Here is a 14,769-nt window from a genome sequence, read left to right as displayed (position 1 = left end):
GAGGGGCGTCCGCCAGGAAAAGGCTGGTCGCACCAGCGCTGGAACGAGTTCTACCCACAGGTCGCCTTCAAGACCGCGCAAGCAGGCGCCAAGCTCAACGGCGGCATGCGCGACCGCCGCCAGCTGCACAACTACGCCGTCGGCGAGTTCGGGCCAGGCGGGCTCTACAACCAGACCTCGGACAATCCGATCATTGCGGGTACCACCAAAGGCATCGACACGCGTTTTCACCCCAACATGCCGATTCAGAACCACAAGGCGCTCTGGACCTTCGACGGCACCTTTCCGCCAAAACTGTTGATGGTGCGCTACGGCCAGGGCGTGCTGATGCGGCACTACAACGCCCTGCCGATCGACCCGTCGGCCAACATGGGTTTTGGCCTGCACACCCTCAGCACCCACGAACACAACGGTCACAACCCGGCCGAAAGCGACGGCTATGCCAATGCGTTTTTCTTTCCCGGGCAGTACTTTGACTATCGCTGGCCGATCCAGCTGGCCGGTTACGACAGCATCAACACCAGCGCCCAGGATCCCCGCGCGGCGTTCCCCTGCGCCCCGGGCGAAACCCTGTATGTCAACGATGCCACGCCGGGCCTGAAGACCTGCAACAACGGCACCATCAAGATTCGTGGCGACTGGCGCGAAACCATGAGCACCCACTGGTTCCACGACCACATGCTCGATTTCACCGCGCAGAACGTCTACAAGGGCAGCGCGTCGATGATGAACTATTACAGTGCCATGGATCGCGGTAACGAAGCCTTGGAAGACGGTGTCAACCTGCGCCTGCCCAGCGGCTCGGCCTTGCCCTGGGGCAACCGCGACTACGACGTCAACCTGATGCTGGCCGACAAGGCCTGGGATCAGAACGGCCAACTGTGGTTCAACCCGTTCAACACCGACGGCTTCCTCGGCGATCAGATGCTGGTCAACTGGCAGTACCAACCACGCCTGAACGTGCGCGCGCGCAGCTATCGCTTCCGCATTCTCAATGGCTCGGTGTCACGCTTCTTCAGGATCGCACTGGTGCGTGAAGTCGTCGGCACCGGTGGCGAATTCCCCGGCCCGACAGGCTCCGGTCTGTCCTATACCCGCGTGCCCTTCCACTTGATCGCCAACGACGGCAACCTCATGGAACATGCCGTGCCGTTCGACGGCAGCATGGATCTGGACGCTGACGGCGACCTGCAGGACCACAACGCCATCCTGCCCGCCCAGGGCATCGCCGAGCGCTTTGACATCATCGTCAACTTCTCGAAATACGGGATCAGGACCGGCGACAAGCTGTACTTCGTCAACCTGATGGAGCACCACGACGGCAAGGGTCCGGAAAGTCTGCCGCTGAGCCTGGCCGATGTCCTGTCCGGCAGGTACAAGGCAGTGCTCAAGCTGACCAGTACCGGCTTGCGATGGGAGGACGGCGACCCGGTGGTGGGCAAGTTCATGCAGATGGTGGTCCAGCCTTATGCCGGCCAGGACGTGAGCATGAACCCCGCCGACTACGAACCCGCCAAGCCGGGCAAGCCAGTGGGTAAAAGCATGATCCCGTTGACGATCAATCGCGACGACCCGACGATGCAGGCCAAGCTCAAGGCGGCGCGGCATCGCGAGTTCATCTTCGGTCGCTCCGACGGCACCGACGAAGAACCCTGGACCATCAAGACCGACGGTGGTTTCGGCTACCAAATGGATCCTCGGATCATCAGCGCCGCGCCGCAATTGGCCACCGGTCCGACCTCTGCCGGGTTCTCCGGCGATGGCACCCTGGAAGTCTGGAAAATCAGGAACGGCGGCAACGGCTGGAGCCACCCGGTGCACGTGCATTTCGAAGAAGGCGTCGTCCTGAGCCGCGACGGCAAGGCACCGCCGGAATGGGAAAAATGGGCACGCAAGGATGTCTATCTCATCGGCCAAGGCATCGACAGCTCGGTGGACGTGGACATCGCGATCCGCTTCCGCGAGTTCGCCGGGACCTACCTGGAGCACTGCCACAACACCCAGCACGAAGACACGTCCATGCTGATGCGTTGGGATGTCGAGCACCCCGGCCAGTTCCAGTTGATGCCAACGCCCCTGCCCGGCTGGGACGGCGTCACCTATGTCAACTCCGCCGCGCTGCCGACTTTCCGCACTGGCGATGAACGCGTCGAAGACCTCGACAACCAGAAACCTGTCGCCAACCCCGACAGCGCCATCAGCAACACCGGCCAACCGGTGACCATCAACGTGCTGGCCAACGACAGCGACCCTGACGGTAACGTGCCACTTAAAGTGGTGGGTCTGGAGCAACCGGACTCCGGCAAAGGCTCGGTCAGCACCGACGGTCTGCGCGTGATCTACACACCACCGGCCACGATCCCCGCGCCGTTCACCGCGACCTTTACCTATAGGGCCAGCGATGCCAAGAACGCGGAGTCGGCACCGGCGACGGTGTCCGTGGCGGTCTCGCCAGCGGTCGTCGAGAACCTGATCGTCACCAGCGCCACCGTCACCGCCCGCAGCAGCAGCCGCTGGTATTGGGTGCTGTCCGGCACCACCTCGCGTGGCACGGGCAATAGCATCACGGCGACGGCCACGACCACAACCGGCACGGTGAACCTTGGCACCGCCACCCTGACGCTTACGCCGACAGGCGCGCGCTGGAATATAGCGGTGACAACCGTCGGCAGCGGCCCGTCGGCTGCCCCGACGGCGACCATCAAGTCGGCCTTAGGCAAAACCGTGACGGTGCCGGTCGTGAAGAACTGAGTTTCAACCTGGCTTTAGCGACGAGGGCCTCAAAGGATCTGAGGCCCGAATCGGTCAGTTCGGTGGGTCCCGTTCAACTGTGCGGCGCGATGATCCTGAGCCATGGCCAGCGAACCTGATAACTTCTGGCCTTCTGATCGAACAAGTCCGGCCTGGGATTGCCTGGATTGATTCGAAGCAGCCCGTGCTCTGTGTCGGCCAGGCCGTTGGGGGCATAGACCTCGCCGGTGGCGACATCCCAACCGATGCAGGTGCCGGCAACCAGATAGCGATCGATCCCGTCCCTGGCTGACTCAAGCCTGGGATAATCCCCGCCGAACCGCTGGCTGTACCACAGGTGAACGCGAGCCTGATTCTTGACCTCAACGTTGACGTCGAGATCATTGAACAGCTGCCGGGCTGACTGGATGACCTCATTCTCTGCTTCCCAGGACAGATCATCATCGAAGTAAAAGACGTCGTAATCCTTCACTCCCCACTCTGGCGGTCGCTGTGACCGATGATTCCAGACGGCCTGGAACAGGCAGCCGGCCGTGAGCATGCATTGGTTCAAGCCAAGCTTAGGCAAGCGTGTGTAAATTTCTGCGTTGACCGGATTGGTCATTGCGATCCTGACCAGGCTTTCGGCAGTCAATGTCATCTTCATCCCTTCCCTATCGATCTGATCCTGGCGACCGACAATACCCCCGGTGCTTTACAAATTCACCAAAAACACCGCCCTTCGCCAACTGCGGCTTTCGGCCAGTCAGGCGCCAATCATGGGTCCTTCAAGGGTATGAAGTCGGTACTGACTATGTGGATGACACTTTTGAAGTGAGCCGCCGCCGTGCCTGCCCCGATAATCGATAGCTTACTGACGAACGGTCGAGGTCAAGCATGACGAGCACAAATACGGAACAAGTCAGCCCGCAAACACTGAGAAGAGTGATTGTCGCCGCCGGCATCGGCAACTTTGTCGAGTGGTTCGACTTCGCCGTCTATGGCTTTCTGGCCACGACCATCGCCCAGCAGTTCTTCCCCAGCGGCGATGCCAGCGCCGCGCTGCTAAAGACCTTTGCGGTGTTCGCCGTGGCCTTCGCGTTTCGGCCCCTTGGCGGGATTTTCTTCGGCATGCTGGGCGACCGGATCGGCCGCAAGCGAACCCTGGCGATGACCATTTTGCTGATGGCTGGCGCGACGACCCTGATCGGTCTGCTGCCCACTTATGCGGCGATCGGGGTCATGGCGCCGATTCTGCTGTCGCTGATCCGCTGCGCCCAGGGCTTTTCCGCCGGGGGCGAATACGCAGGTGCCTGTGCCTACCTGATGGAGCATGCACCGAGTGACAAACGCGCCTGGTACGGCAGCTTCATCCCGGTGTCGACATTTTCCGCCTTCGCCGCGGCCGCCGTGGTGGCTTACGCGCTCGAGGCGTCATTGTCGGCCGAAGCCATGGGCAGTTGGGGCTGGCGCTTGCCGTTCCTGATTGCTGCGCCGCTGGGCCTGGTGGGGCTTTACTTGCGCTGGAAGCTCGACGAGACACCGGCATTCCAGGCGGTGACCCAGGAACATGCGGTCGCCCACTCGCCGCTCAAGGACACCTTGCGCAACCATGGGGCGGCGATCTGTTGCCTGGGTGCCTTCGTGTCACTGACCGCCCTGTCGTTTTATATGTTCACCACCTATTTCGCGACTTATCTGCAAGTCGCCGGTGGCCTGAGTCGCGCAACGGCGTTGCTGGTGTCACTGATTGCATTGCTGTTCGCTGCGGCGATCTGCCCGCTGGCCGGGCTGTATTCGGATCGGGTCGGGCGACGCATGACGGTGATGACGGCCTGCGCGCTGTTGATCGTTGTCGTGTATCCATCGTTCCTGATGGCCAGCTCCGGCTCGTTCGCAGCGTCCGTCGTCGGCGTCATGCTCCTGGCGATCGGCGCGGTGTTGTGTGGCGTGGTGACGGCGGCCTTGCTCTCGGAAACCTTCCCGACCCGCACTCGATACACCGCCTCGGCGATCACGTACAACATGGCGTACACCTTGTTCGGCGGCACCGCGCCGCTGGTGGCGACGTGGCTGATCAGCACCACCGGCAGCAACCTGTCGCCGGCGTTCTACCTGATCGCGATCGCATTGCTCGCGCTGGCGGGTGGGCTGGCATTGCCGGAAACCTCGAGGATTTCCCTGCATGACGTGGCGGCGCAGGAGAAAGCCGAAGGCGTGGGTGCCTCCGCCTGACACACGAAACGGGCCGGCAGGTGTCATGCCAGCGAGGTTTCCCTCAGAGGCCTTTGACTGAAGAGCAAAACCCAGCACAATTGCCGTTTGCCAGCGATGGTCGTTAACGATAACGCGTGGAAGCTGGATGAACGCGGCGCGCTTGAGTCCATCGCCAGCAAGCTGGCTCCTACAGTAGTTTCAGCTTGGGCAGGGTCCCTTGTGGGAGCTGGCTTGCCTGCGATGGTCGTTAACGATAACGCGGGTGAGCTGGATGAACGCGGCGCACTGGAGTCCATCGCCAGCAGGCTGGCTCCTACAGTTCCCCGGGAATGCGTAAAGAATCTTTTTTCGACAGGACGTCACTCGTGCAACGGATTGTTATTCTGGGCAATGCCGGCAGCGGCAAATCCACCCTCGCCCGCGCCCTCGGCAAGCATCTGGGCCTGCCCGTGGTACACCTCGATACCTTGTTCTGGGAGCCCGGCTGGATCGAACCCGACGCGGAGCAGTTTCGCGCGCGGGTCAGCGCAGCGATCGCAGCGGATACCTGGATTTGTGAAGGCAACTATGCCCGGCGCACCTTCGACCTTCGCCTGCCCCGGGCCGACCTGATCATCTGGCTCGATACGCCGCGCCTCACCTGCTTCGCCCGGGTGATCCTGCGCAGCGTCATGAACCGTCCTCGCCCTGACCTTGCAGCCGGCTGCGCAGAGAAGCTCGACCGGGCGTTCCTGACGTTCCTTGGGTTCGTGTGGAATTTCGATCGAGGCTACCGCCCGGGTATCGAAGCGGTGCGCATGGCCATGGGTCCGCGGATTCCTGTGGTGCATTTGCGCAATAGTCGGGAGATTGCCGCCTTTCTCCATGGCTTGCCCGTGATGCCTGGAACCTGCCTTGAATAGAGGGGCGACGACATCCGTCACCCGAGGTTATACGTCGCGCTCCGAAACCGACTCAATTGGACGTCACGCATGATTCCACAGCGATATCGTGAATTTGTCATGAAATGAAAAGAAATTGTCGTCAGATGAATCTCCGTCAGCCTCCCCCCTCCATAAATTCCTCTTCGGGCCCGTTCTGTTCTATAGGCTCAACATCATAATAATAATCCGAGGGGTCGCATCGTATGCGCGTGAATTTGCCCGTAACCGAGCATGAAAGAGTATTTCCCGCCGAACAACGATTGATCTCCACGACCGATCTCGATAGCCGGATCACCTACTGCAATGAGGCCTTTGTTGCCATCAGCGGTTTCACCTACGACGAATTGGTGGGCCAGCCCCATAACCTGGTTCGACACCCCGACATGCCTCCCGGGGTATTCATTCACATGTGGCACACCATCAAGCAAGGCAAACCCTGGATGGGCATTGTCAAAAACCGCGCGAAGAATGGTGATTTCTATTGGGTCAGTGCCTACGTCACGCCCATCCATGAAAACGGACGCCTGAGCGGTTACGAGTCGGTTCGTTCACTGCCCAGCCGCGACCAGGTCCGTCGGGCTGCAGCACTCTATGCACGGATGCGGGCCGGCAAGCCCATCGTTTCCCTGAAAACGCGGATTTCCCGGCCACTGCAACACGGCTGGCCGTTGCTGATCGCTGGCGCAGTTTCATTGCTCGCCGAGCAGTGGCTGCCCGATTCGGCGGCACAGGGGCTGATGGTGGCGAGCCTGTGTATGGCCTGGTACCTGATCGAGTCCCGGCATCGCAAAGCCATCGAGCGCACCCTGGCCGAGCATCCGAAAGCCTTTTCCGATCCGTTGGTCGCGCTCACCTACAGCGACAATCATGGTCCCCAGGGTCGCCTGGACATGGCCATGGTCAGTGAGGAAGCGCGCTTGCAGACCGCCCTGAGCCGACTCGTCGATGCCGGGGTCAATGTCAAGGCCAAGGCCGCGCAGTCGTCCGAACTCTCCGGTTCTCAGGCGCAGTCGCTTGATCGTCAGCGCAGTGAAACCGATCAGTCTGCCGCCGCCATCTCACAGATGGCCGCCACTATCCAGGAAGTTACCCAGAACGTCATCAGCACCGCGCATGCCGCCTCGCAGGCTGACCAGTTGACGCGCGAGGGCAGTGAACTGGCCCGGCAAAGCCTGAACGCCATGGAAACCATGCATGAAGCGGTCAACGAAATCGGCAAGGCGGTCAACGCATTGGCGAGCGAAACGCAATCGATCGGCAGTGTCGTGGATGTCATCACGTCCATTGCCGAACAGACCAACCTGCTGGCGCTCAATGCGGCGATCGAGGCGGCCCGGGCCGGTGAGCAAGGTCGCGGTTTTGCCGTGGTTGCCGACGAAGTGCGCTCCCTTGCACAACGCACTCGCACCTCCACCGAACAGATCCACGGCATCATTGCTTCTCTGTACGACGGTGCCGATCGCGCAGTGTCAACGGCCAGCCGTGGCGAGCAGATGTCCCGCGAAAGCATGCAGCGTGTCGAGGCGGTGCAGTCGGCGCTGGTCGGCATCAGTCAGGCCGTCACCCGGATTACCGGAATGAGCCAGCAGATGGCCTCGGCGTCAGAAGAACAAAGTCACGTGGCTGAAGACATCAATCAGCAGATCACCCGTATTGCCCAACTCTGTGATCACAGCGCCGGGCAGGCCAAACAAGGCGCCGCGATCAGCCAGGACCTTGAAGCCATGGCCGAATACCTGCACAGCCTGGCCGAGCGTTTTAACCGTTAGTAGCGACAGGGCGATTCCTGCTTCGCCGTGGTCCTCGCCCATTGATGCGGCTCCGAACCAATGGCATCACCTGTGGCGAGGGAGCTTGCTCCCGCTGGGGTGCGCAGCGCCCCCAAAAAGAGGGACTGCTGCGCAGTCCAGCGGGAGCAAGCTCCCTCGCCACAGCTACGGCAATGCATAGACCCTGAACAGTCTCTTCACGGTAAGGTTGCTGCCGCCCAGATACTGGTCGTAGGCCTTTTCCACAAAGCCCGAGTAATAGGCTTCACTCAGGGCCGTATCGACCAGCAGGCGGAAGTCTTCGTCGTTGCGATCGACCATCATCGCCACCGGCGAGTATTCGAAAATGCGGTCCAGGATCATCAGGTTCCTGGCCGCACCTTCCTTGGCGATTTCGTTTCGCAGCAACATGCGTTCGGAGAAAAAGGCATCGGCCTTGCCCTCGGCGACCAGCTTGACGCCCTCGTCATTGTTGGCCACGGTCACCAGCGAGGCGATCACGTTGAGCAGGCGCATCCGCTCGCGAATCCAGTCTTCGGTCACCCCGCCCTCGAGGGTCGCGTAGGTCTGGTTGGCCAGGCCATTGTTGATGCTGGCACGCCAGGTCGGGCCGGCAGTGGCGACCTTGCCATTGAGCACATTGAGCAAGGGTTCGGCCGCATCGTTGCGCACCACGACCGAGAGGCCGGCGGTGTAGACCGGGATGGAGTAGCTGATCATCTTGCGCCGCTCCAGGGTAGGCGCAGTCGGCGTGCAGAGGATATCCACCTTGCCCTGGCTGACGGCGCTGACCTGATCCGCAACCGTGACCGGCAGGTAGTGCACTTGCAGGTCGGGCAGGCCCAGCTCGCTCTTGAGCTTGTCGGCGACTTTCAGGCACAGATCGATGGCATAACCGCTGGCCTTGTCGCCTTCCTGCTTGCTGAAGGGCGCCAGGTCAGGCAAGTAGCCCAGGGTAAAGGTGTGGCTGCTGCGCACGCGTTCAAGGGTGTTGGCGCCGGCCACCAGCGGCAGCGTCAAGAGTGCGAAGGCAAACAGCAGTCTGGTGGTTGTGGCAAATGGTACGTTCATGTCCGGTTTCCCCGTATGCAGATGTCTATGCAGTCCTGATGGCTACGCCTGAGGGTTTGCGGCCCTGGCCTGATTGGTCGCTGGCACTTCGGTGAAGCGCTTGGCGAGGAATCCGTAGAGCAGGTAGCCGACAGCGAGTACCAGGGTGCCGCCCATCACCGCGTCCTTGCCGCAGGCATACAGGGCGTACAGGGAGTACGTGACGGCAATCAGCAAGACCACCACGTTACGCGTGCGAATCGCTGATGAGACCCCGGCCTTGTGCATGATCACCAGCAGGCCGGTCAGCGCAGTGATATAGGGGATCAGGTTGGTGACCGCGGCCAGGCTGACCAGCTTGCTGAACTGCGCGGCGGCGTCGGGCGAGATGGTCGACAGGGCCATCAGGGTTTGCAGCACGCCGCAGACGATCATGCCGACGACGGGCGCATTCATCGAGTTGACCTTGCTGAACAGCTTGAGAAACAGGTTCTGGTCAGCCGTCATCTTCGCCGTTTGCGCCAGGGTGAATTGCCAGCCCAGCAGCGAGCCGACGCAGGCCATGACCGCCAGGGCCATGACGATATTGCCCACCATCGGATTGAATATCGTGGCGTAGACCAGCGCGAAAGGCGCCGAGGACTTGGCCAGCTCGGCGTTGGGAATGATGCCCTGGATGACGGTGGTCGACAGCACATAGACCACGGCAGCGCCGAGGGTACCGAACAGGCAGGCCAGCGGCACATTGCGCTTGGGGTTTTCCACGGCATCGGTGGCCTGGGCCGCCGACTCCATGCCCAGGAAGGCCCACAGGGTCAGGGGAATGGCTTTGCTGATGGCTTCGGAAATCGGCAGGCTGTTGGGGTTCCAGGCGGCGGCCAGCACATCGGGCTTGAACCAGAACCAGCCGATGATGCTCAGGCCCGCGACCGGAATGATCACGCCCCACACAGTGAATGCACCGATCTTGCCGGTGATGCCCGGGCCGCCGAAGTTGGCGAAGGTGGTCAACCAGATCAACCCGATGGTGCCCACGCACAAAGGAATGGCACCCGTGCCCAGCCAGGGCACGAAGGCGGTCATGTAGCCCACCGCCGAAATGGCCACGGCCACGTTGGCGATGGCCAGGGACAGGAAGTACAGGTACGAGCAAAGGAAAAAACCCGACTTTGAGTGGGCCTCTTCGGTGTAGGCGGACAAGCCGCCAGAGCGCGAACAGAAGACCCCGCATTGGGCAAAGCAGTAAGCGATGGCCATCGAACCGATCGCGGTGAAGATCCATGACAGTAGCGAGACGGCACCCAGTTGAGCCATGTTGGTGGGCAACATGATGATGCCCGAGCCCATCATGTTGACCGTTACCAGCGTCGTGAGCCCCATCAGGCCCATTTTCTTGCTTGAATCAGCCATCGCAAACTCCTTGCCTTGTTCAGAGTTTTGAACCTGGGCCTGGCGACGTACAGCACGGGGCCGGACAGTGGGATCAGACCTTGAGCCTGTAAACGCAACGCATCGCTGACAGCGATTTTCAAGACGTTCATAACCGGTATTTCTCGGTCTGTCCGACGTTGAAGATCCTGGGACGAGTATCAGGGCAAGCATCATTTCCCGGGGCCAGGAGCGATTGCCTTATTGGGTATAGTTCAAATTCAAGATCTGTTACTTCTTTAGGTTGCCTCCAACCTGTGGGGTGCTGCTCATCCAGCCGCCAGGTGCGTCCTGTGCAACCTGTAACGGGCAGGTCCCCGAGCAATTTGAGCCCAGTGCTCTTGACCGAAGTGTCGTCATCCATCGGCCTCTGGACACGGGCTTCAACAATGGGCGGTCAGTGCAACGCCGCACTCGGCAGCCCTGTTATTGTGACGCTGGGGTGGATGACTTATCCGACACCCCTCGCTACCCTTTCGCACCCGGGTGCCTGACAGCGATTCAGGCCAGACCACATTCCATCCAGACGAACGAAAAATGAAATCCTCCGCAGGTTTGCTGTTGTCGGGTATCGAACTGGACCGTGCCAGTTCCATCCCCTTGTACCGCCAACTCTACTTGCAGATTCGCAAACAGATTCTCAGTGGCAGGCTTCAGGGTGGCGTGCGCCTGCCGTCCACGCGGACCCTGAGCAAGGAGCTTGAGCTGTCGCGGATCAGCATCCTCAATGCGTTCGATCAACTGATTGCCGAGGGTTTCCTGACGTCGCGGACCGGGGCCGGGACCTATGTCGGCCATGAGTGGGAAGGCCGCGGTATTGATGACGAGCAGCCGCGCCAACCGCCTCGCCTGTCCGACCTGAGCCAGTCGATGCTGTCGTTGCGCAGCGATCATTTTCGCGGTGTTTCCTATGCCGACTGGGCGACCGGCACCCCGACCTCGTTCCTGCCCAGTCACAGCGCCTACGATGCGTTCCCGCAGTCGGTCTGGAAGCGCCTGTTGAACCGCCATCTGCACAAGCCGACCAAGGCCATGCTCGGCTATGGCGAACTGCAGGGGTTGCTGGCCCTGCGCGAGGCGATTGCCGAGTACGTCTTCGATGCCCGCGGCATTGATTGCAGTGCCGATCAGGTGGTCATCGTGTCCGGCGCCCAGCAAGCCTTCAACCTGCTGGGCATGCTGTTGCTCAATCCGCAGGACAGCTTCTGGATGGAAGATCCGGGGCATATCGCGGCGCGTATTGCGCTCCAGGCCCAGGGTGGCCAGGTCGTGCCGTTGCGTATCGACGAACAGGGGATCGATGTCCGGCAAGGCCTGGCTGTGTGTCCTGACGCCCGCCTGGTGTTTACCACGCCGTCTCGCCAGCATCCCCTGGGCGTAACCATGAGTTATGCACGACGCCAGGAACTCATCGACTGGGCCGCGCAGAATCAAAGCTGGATCATCGAGGACGATTGCGACAGTGAGTTTCGCTACAACGGCCGCCCCCTGCCCGCGCTCTATGCCATGGACCAGTGGGCCCGGGTCATCTACGCCGGGACCTTCAGCAAGGTGCTCTTCCCCTCGCTGCGACTGGGGTACGTGATACTGCCGAACGCCCTGGTCGAACCCTTCTGCACCCTGCGGGCGGTCATGGATCGCAGCCCGCCTACCTTGCTTCAGGCCGCCACCGCGGACTTCATGCGCGAAGGCCACTTCCTCGGTCATATTCGCCGGATGCGCGCCCTGTACCAGGCTCGCCAGCAGGCACTGGTCGAACATCTGCACAAACGCCTGGGGACTTTCTTCAGGATCACCCCGGTGGAAGCCGGCATGCACCTGATCGCCTGGTTACCCGGGCATCTCGATGACGACGCCCTGGCCAGGGCGCTCGGCCAGCATGGCATTCATACCTATCCCCTGAGCGACTACTGCGTCGAACATGTCTTGCCGCCGGCGCTGCTGATCGGCTTCGCCAGCACCCCCGAGGACCAGGCCCAGGCGCGGGTCGAAGCGCTGGCCCAGGCCCTGGACAAAATGGGCTACCTGCAGCCGGCCACTTGACGCCGGGCAAGTGGTCTTATGATTTAACTGATAATGGATCTATCGAGAGTTCCTGACTGGCGCGATAAAGGCTGCGCCGGTAGACCCGGTGTCTGAACCAGGAACGACTCGAATGAACAATAAGATCCAGGAACGATTCAACGCCTTGCTCAGCCATAAGGCTGTCGAGGCCGAGGCTCCCCCCCTACTGACCGAGGCACTGGCCCGCCAGTTGCTCGACCGACTGGCGCAACTGCGCCTGTTTGCCCATGCCTACCCCTTGCTGACCAACTTGACCCACGGCCGTGTCACCCCGGGCGACCTGCTGGACTTCGCCTATCGCCACGAACTCCAGGGCCTGAGCCTGCACCTGCTCGACGGTGAGGAAAACAGCCTGAGTCAAATGACACCCACGCAGCTTCAGGTGTTTGCAGACAAGGCCAAAACACTCGGGCTGGATGTGCATCTGGAAATCAGCAGCACCCTGAAAAAAGATGTCGATCAAGTGATCGCCATCGCCAAGGCGCTGGGCACCCGCAACATCCGTGTCTACTCACGCTACGAAGGGGCGCTGTCGCGGGTCATGGACGTGATCGAGTCGGACCTGCACTACCTCGCGCAACAGGCAGACGAGCACGACCTGTTCTTCGACTTCGAGCAGCACGAGGAACTCAAGAGCGGCGAGATCGCGCAACTGCTGAGCCGGCTGAACCACCCTCGCCTGCACGCCTTGTTCGACTTCGGCAACATGATCAATGCCTGCGAGCAGCCCCTCGCGGCACTGCGCACCCTGGGTCCGCACATACGCCAGACGCACCTCAAAGGTGTGCGCATCGTGCCTGAGCAAAACGGCTTCGGGCATTACGGCGTGCTGCAAGGCAGTGACGAAGACGACCTGCCCAGCGCTCGCATGTTGTTCGAACTGTTGATGCTCGGCGAATCAACCCCGCAGGTGATCGCCTTCATTCTCGAGCAGGAAAACCATTACGTGGCACCGGCGTTCCGCCAGCTCGACGAAGCCGCCGACCCGTTCATTGCGTACCGGGAAATGAGTGAAACAGCGCTGCCGCAAGGCTACTCGCTGGAGCGAATGCTGGCCGATGAACACCGTTGGGCAAACAACCAGGTCGCCTATGTACGAGGTCTGCTGGCCGAGTTCCGAACCCTGGCCGAGTTGACCCTGGCCCATTGCGCTGACGCCTGAACCTGACGTGCCGAACGGCACTGCCTACCCAATCAAGCCTGGAGAACAATAATGACATCCCAAGACAAGGCCAAATGGCTCAGATTCCTGATTCTCATCCTCGGTGGCGGCACCATCTACAAGCTGGCGAATCTCAAAGACGCCTTCTACATCCCCATGCAGGAATTCATGGGGCTGTCCCACACTGAAATCGGCGTGCTGCTGAGCGCCAACGCCATCATCGCCACCGCGCTGTTCGTGGTGGGCGGCATGCTCGCCGACCGTTACGACACGCGCAAGCTGATCCCCCTCGGCCTGATCGGTACCGGCGCTCTCGGGCTTTACCTGGCGACCTTTCCGCCCTTCAGCAATCTGCTGGTTGTGTTTTGCCTGCTGGCCGTGTGTGCCGACTGCCTCTTCTGGCCTTCGCTGCTAAAAGCCATCCGCAACCTGGGTGACGATAAGGAACAGGGGCGCCTGTTCGGTCTGCTCGAAGGCGGGCGTGGCGTCATCGATACCCTGGTCGCGTTTTCTGCGCTGGGCGTCTTCGTCGCCATGGGCTCGGGTGAAAACGGTTTGAAGTCGGCGATCCTGTTCTACTCGGTCATCGACATTCTTGCCGGTACCCTGACCTGGCTGTTGCTCAAGAGCGGCAAAACCCAGTCGACCGTCAAGCCGAAGAACGGACTGTCGAACCTGCTCGAGGCCATCAAGGTGCCGGGCATCTGGCTGGTCAGCCTCAACGTGTTCATGGTTTACATCGTGTACTGCGGCCTGACCTACTTCATTCCCTACCTCAAGGAAATGTACGAACTGCCCGTGGCCCTGGTGGGCGCCTACGGCATCATCAACCAGTACTTCCTCAAGATCCTCGGCGGCCCCGCTGGCGGCTTCATTGCCGACAAGCAGTTCAAGAGTTCCAGCCGTTACCTGAAGTGGGCATTCCTGGCCCTGTTGCCGCTGATGGGCGTCATCATGCTCATTCCGAAAAACCCGGGTTTCATCTACGCAGGCATGGCAGCCACCCTGTCCTTCGCGCTGATTGTGTTTTCCATGCGCGGTGTGTTCTGGGCACCGATGGGTGAAGTCGGCATTCCCCAGCACATCACGGGCTCGGCCTTTGGCATTGGTTGCCTGATCGGCTATGCGCCGGGCATGTTCGCCTACGTCATCTATGGCGCGATACTCGACCACTTCCCGGGTCAACAAGGCTACAACTACGTCTTCTCGTTGATGAGCCTGCTGGCCATTGTCGGGTTCATGGTATCGAGCCTGCTGTATCAAGCGGTGCGCAAGAACGCCACGGTCACTGCCGAGGTCAGCGCCGCGCAAGCCTGAACATAGGCCGCGTTTATCCAGTGCACACGCGTTATCGTTAACGACCATCGCTGGCAAGCCAGCTCCCACAAGGGACCGCGCCGACGCGGAAAACTGTAGGAGCCAGCTT

At 61.1% G+C, this 14,769-nt stretch carries 10 protein-coding genes and 2 pseudogenes; 8 read left to right on the top strand and 4 right to left on the bottom strand.

The genetic code is table 11. The features are described 5' to 3' along the window. A partial coding sequence (locus tag AC3WN7_RS20540) for an Ig-like domain-containing protein (RefSeq protein WP_492575363.1) occupies window positions 1–2,751 on the top strand: 2,751 nt, incomplete at its 5' end. Between the two features lie 73 nt (window positions 2,752–2,824). On the opposite strand, the gene AC3WN7_RS20535 is transcribed toward AC3WN7_RS20540, so the two are convergent. Continuing rightward, complete coding sequence (locus AC3WN7_RS20535; protein WP_256585697.1) at window positions 2,825–3,391, bottom strand: nucleotidyltransferase family protein; 567 nt, start codon at window positions 3,389–3,391, stop codon at window positions 2,825–2,827. Window positions 3,392–3,627: 236 nt separating this feature from the next. Between AC3WN7_RS20535 and AC3WN7_RS20530 the strand changes: the two genes are divergently transcribed. The 4 genes and pseudogenes from AC3WN7_RS20530 to AC3WN7_RS20515 all read left to right on the top strand — a co-directional run bounded on the left by AC3WN7_RS20530 (window position 3,628) and on the right by AC3WN7_RS20515 (window position 7,639). After that, window positions 3,628–4,965 (top strand): MFS transporter, encoded by a 1,338-nt coding sequence (locus tag AC3WN7_RS20530; RefSeq protein WP_095966058.1) that lies wholly within the window; start codon window positions 3,628–3,630, stop codon window positions 4,963–4,965. Window positions 4,966–5,312: 347 nt separating this feature from the next. Then, window positions 5,313–5,849, top strand: a complete 537-nt coding sequence (locus AC3WN7_RS20525; protein WP_102674752.1) for a P-loop NTPase family protein — start codon at window positions 5,313–5,315, stop codon at window positions 5,847–5,849. A gap of 224 nt (window positions 5,850–6,073) precedes the next feature. After that, window positions 6,074–6,352 (top strand): annotated as a pseudogene (locus AC3WN7_RS20520) (PAS domain-containing protein); the annotation flags it as partial. A gap of 117 nt (window positions 6,353–6,469) precedes the next feature. Further along, window positions 6,470–7,639, top strand: a complete 1,170-nt coding sequence (locus AC3WN7_RS20515) for a methyl-accepting chemotaxis protein (protein WP_409077332.1) — start codon at window positions 6,470–6,472, stop codon at window positions 7,637–7,639. A gap of 165 nt (window positions 7,640–7,804) precedes the next feature. On the opposite strand, the gene AC3WN7_RS20510 is transcribed toward AC3WN7_RS20515, so the two are convergent. The 3 genes and pseudogenes from AC3WN7_RS20510 to AC3WN7_RS20500 all read right to left on the bottom strand — a co-directional run. Continuing rightward, the gene (locus AC3WN7_RS20510) at window positions 7,805–8,710 is read right to left on the bottom strand and encodes an amino acid ABC transporter substrate-binding protein (protein WP_095966053.1); all 906 of its coding nucleotides are present in this window, start codon (window positions 8,708–8,710) and stop codon (window positions 7,805–7,807) included. Between the two features lie 42 nt (window positions 8,711–8,752). Next, entirely contained in the window at window positions 8,753–10,099 is a 1,347-nt protein-coding gene (gene potE, locus AC3WN7_RS20505; protein WP_095966052.1) for a putrescine-ornithine antiporter, read from the bottom strand. Between the two features lie 301 nt (window positions 10,100–10,400). Beyond that, window positions 10,401–10,511, bottom strand: a pseudogene (locus AC3WN7_RS20500) (DNA/RNA non-specific endonuclease); the annotation flags it as partial. 143 nt (window positions 10,512–10,654) lie between these two features. On the opposite strand from AC3WN7_RS20500, the gene pdxR reads away from it, so the two are divergent. The 3 genes from pdxR to AC3WN7_RS20485 all read left to right on the top strand — a co-directional run bounded on the left by pdxR (window position 10,655) and on the right by AC3WN7_RS20485 (window position 14,660). Then, window positions 10,655–12,160 carry a MocR-like pyridoxine biosynthesis transcription factor PdxR gene (gene pdxR, locus AC3WN7_RS20495; protein ID WP_102674755.1) on the top strand — a complete coding sequence of 502 codons (1,506 nt, stop codon included), beginning with the start codon at window positions 10,655–10,657 and terminating at the stop codon, window positions 12,158–12,160. A 112-nt stretch (window positions 12,161–12,272) separates the two neighbouring features. Continuing rightward, window positions 12,273–13,343, top strand: a complete 1,071-nt coding sequence (locus AC3WN7_RS20490) for a sugar phosphate isomerase/epimerase family protein (RefSeq protein WP_102674756.1) — start codon at window positions 12,273–12,275, stop codon at window positions 13,341–13,343. Between the two features lie 51 nt (window positions 13,344–13,394). After that, window positions 13,395–14,660 (top strand): MFS transporter, encoded by a 1,266-nt coding sequence (locus AC3WN7_RS20485; RefSeq protein WP_102674757.1) that lies wholly within the window; start codon window positions 13,395–13,397, stop codon window positions 14,658–14,660. Window positions 14,661–14,769: the final 109 nt, after the last annotated feature.

This window comes from Pseudomonas sp. FW305-70 (genome assembly GCF_058783925.1).
The sequence above is the reverse complement of the archived record's forward strand: the minus strand, read 5'-3'. Positions and strand labels throughout refer to the sequence as shown.

Excerpts from the sequence above, each read along its gene's own strand:
- AC3WN7_RS20515 (WP_409077332.1), top strand. The coding sequence starts at position 6,470 with ATGCGGGCCGGCAAGCCCATCGTTTCCCTGAAAACGCGGATTTCCCGG.
- AC3WN7_RS20535 (WP_256585697.1), bottom strand. The coding sequence starts at position 3,391 with ATGACATTGACTGCCGAAAGCCTGGTCAGGATCGCAATGACCAATCCG.
- AC3WN7_RS20510 (WP_095966053.1), bottom strand. The coding sequence starts at position 8,710 with ATGAACGTACCATTTGCCACAACCACCAGACTGCTGTTTGCCTTCGCA.
- AC3WN7_RS20530 (WP_095966058.1), top strand. The coding sequence starts at position 3,628 with ATGACGAGCACAAATACGGAACAAGTCAGCCCGCAAACACTGAGAAGA.
- AC3WN7_RS20490 (WP_102674756.1), top strand. The coding sequence starts at position 12,273 with ATGAACAATAAGATCCAGGAACGATTCAACGCCTTGCTCAGCCATAAG.
- pdxR (WP_102674755.1), top strand. The coding sequence starts at position 10,655 with ATGAAATCCTCCGCAGGTTTGCTGTTGTCGGGTATCGAACTGGACCGT.
- AC3WN7_RS20485 (WP_102674757.1), top strand. The coding sequence starts at position 13,395 with ATGACATCCCAAGACAAGGCCAAATGGCTCAGATTCCTGATTCTCATC.
- potE (WP_095966052.1), bottom strand. The coding sequence starts at position 10,099 with ATGGCTGATTCAAGCAAGAAAATGGGCCTGATGGGGCTCACGACGCTG.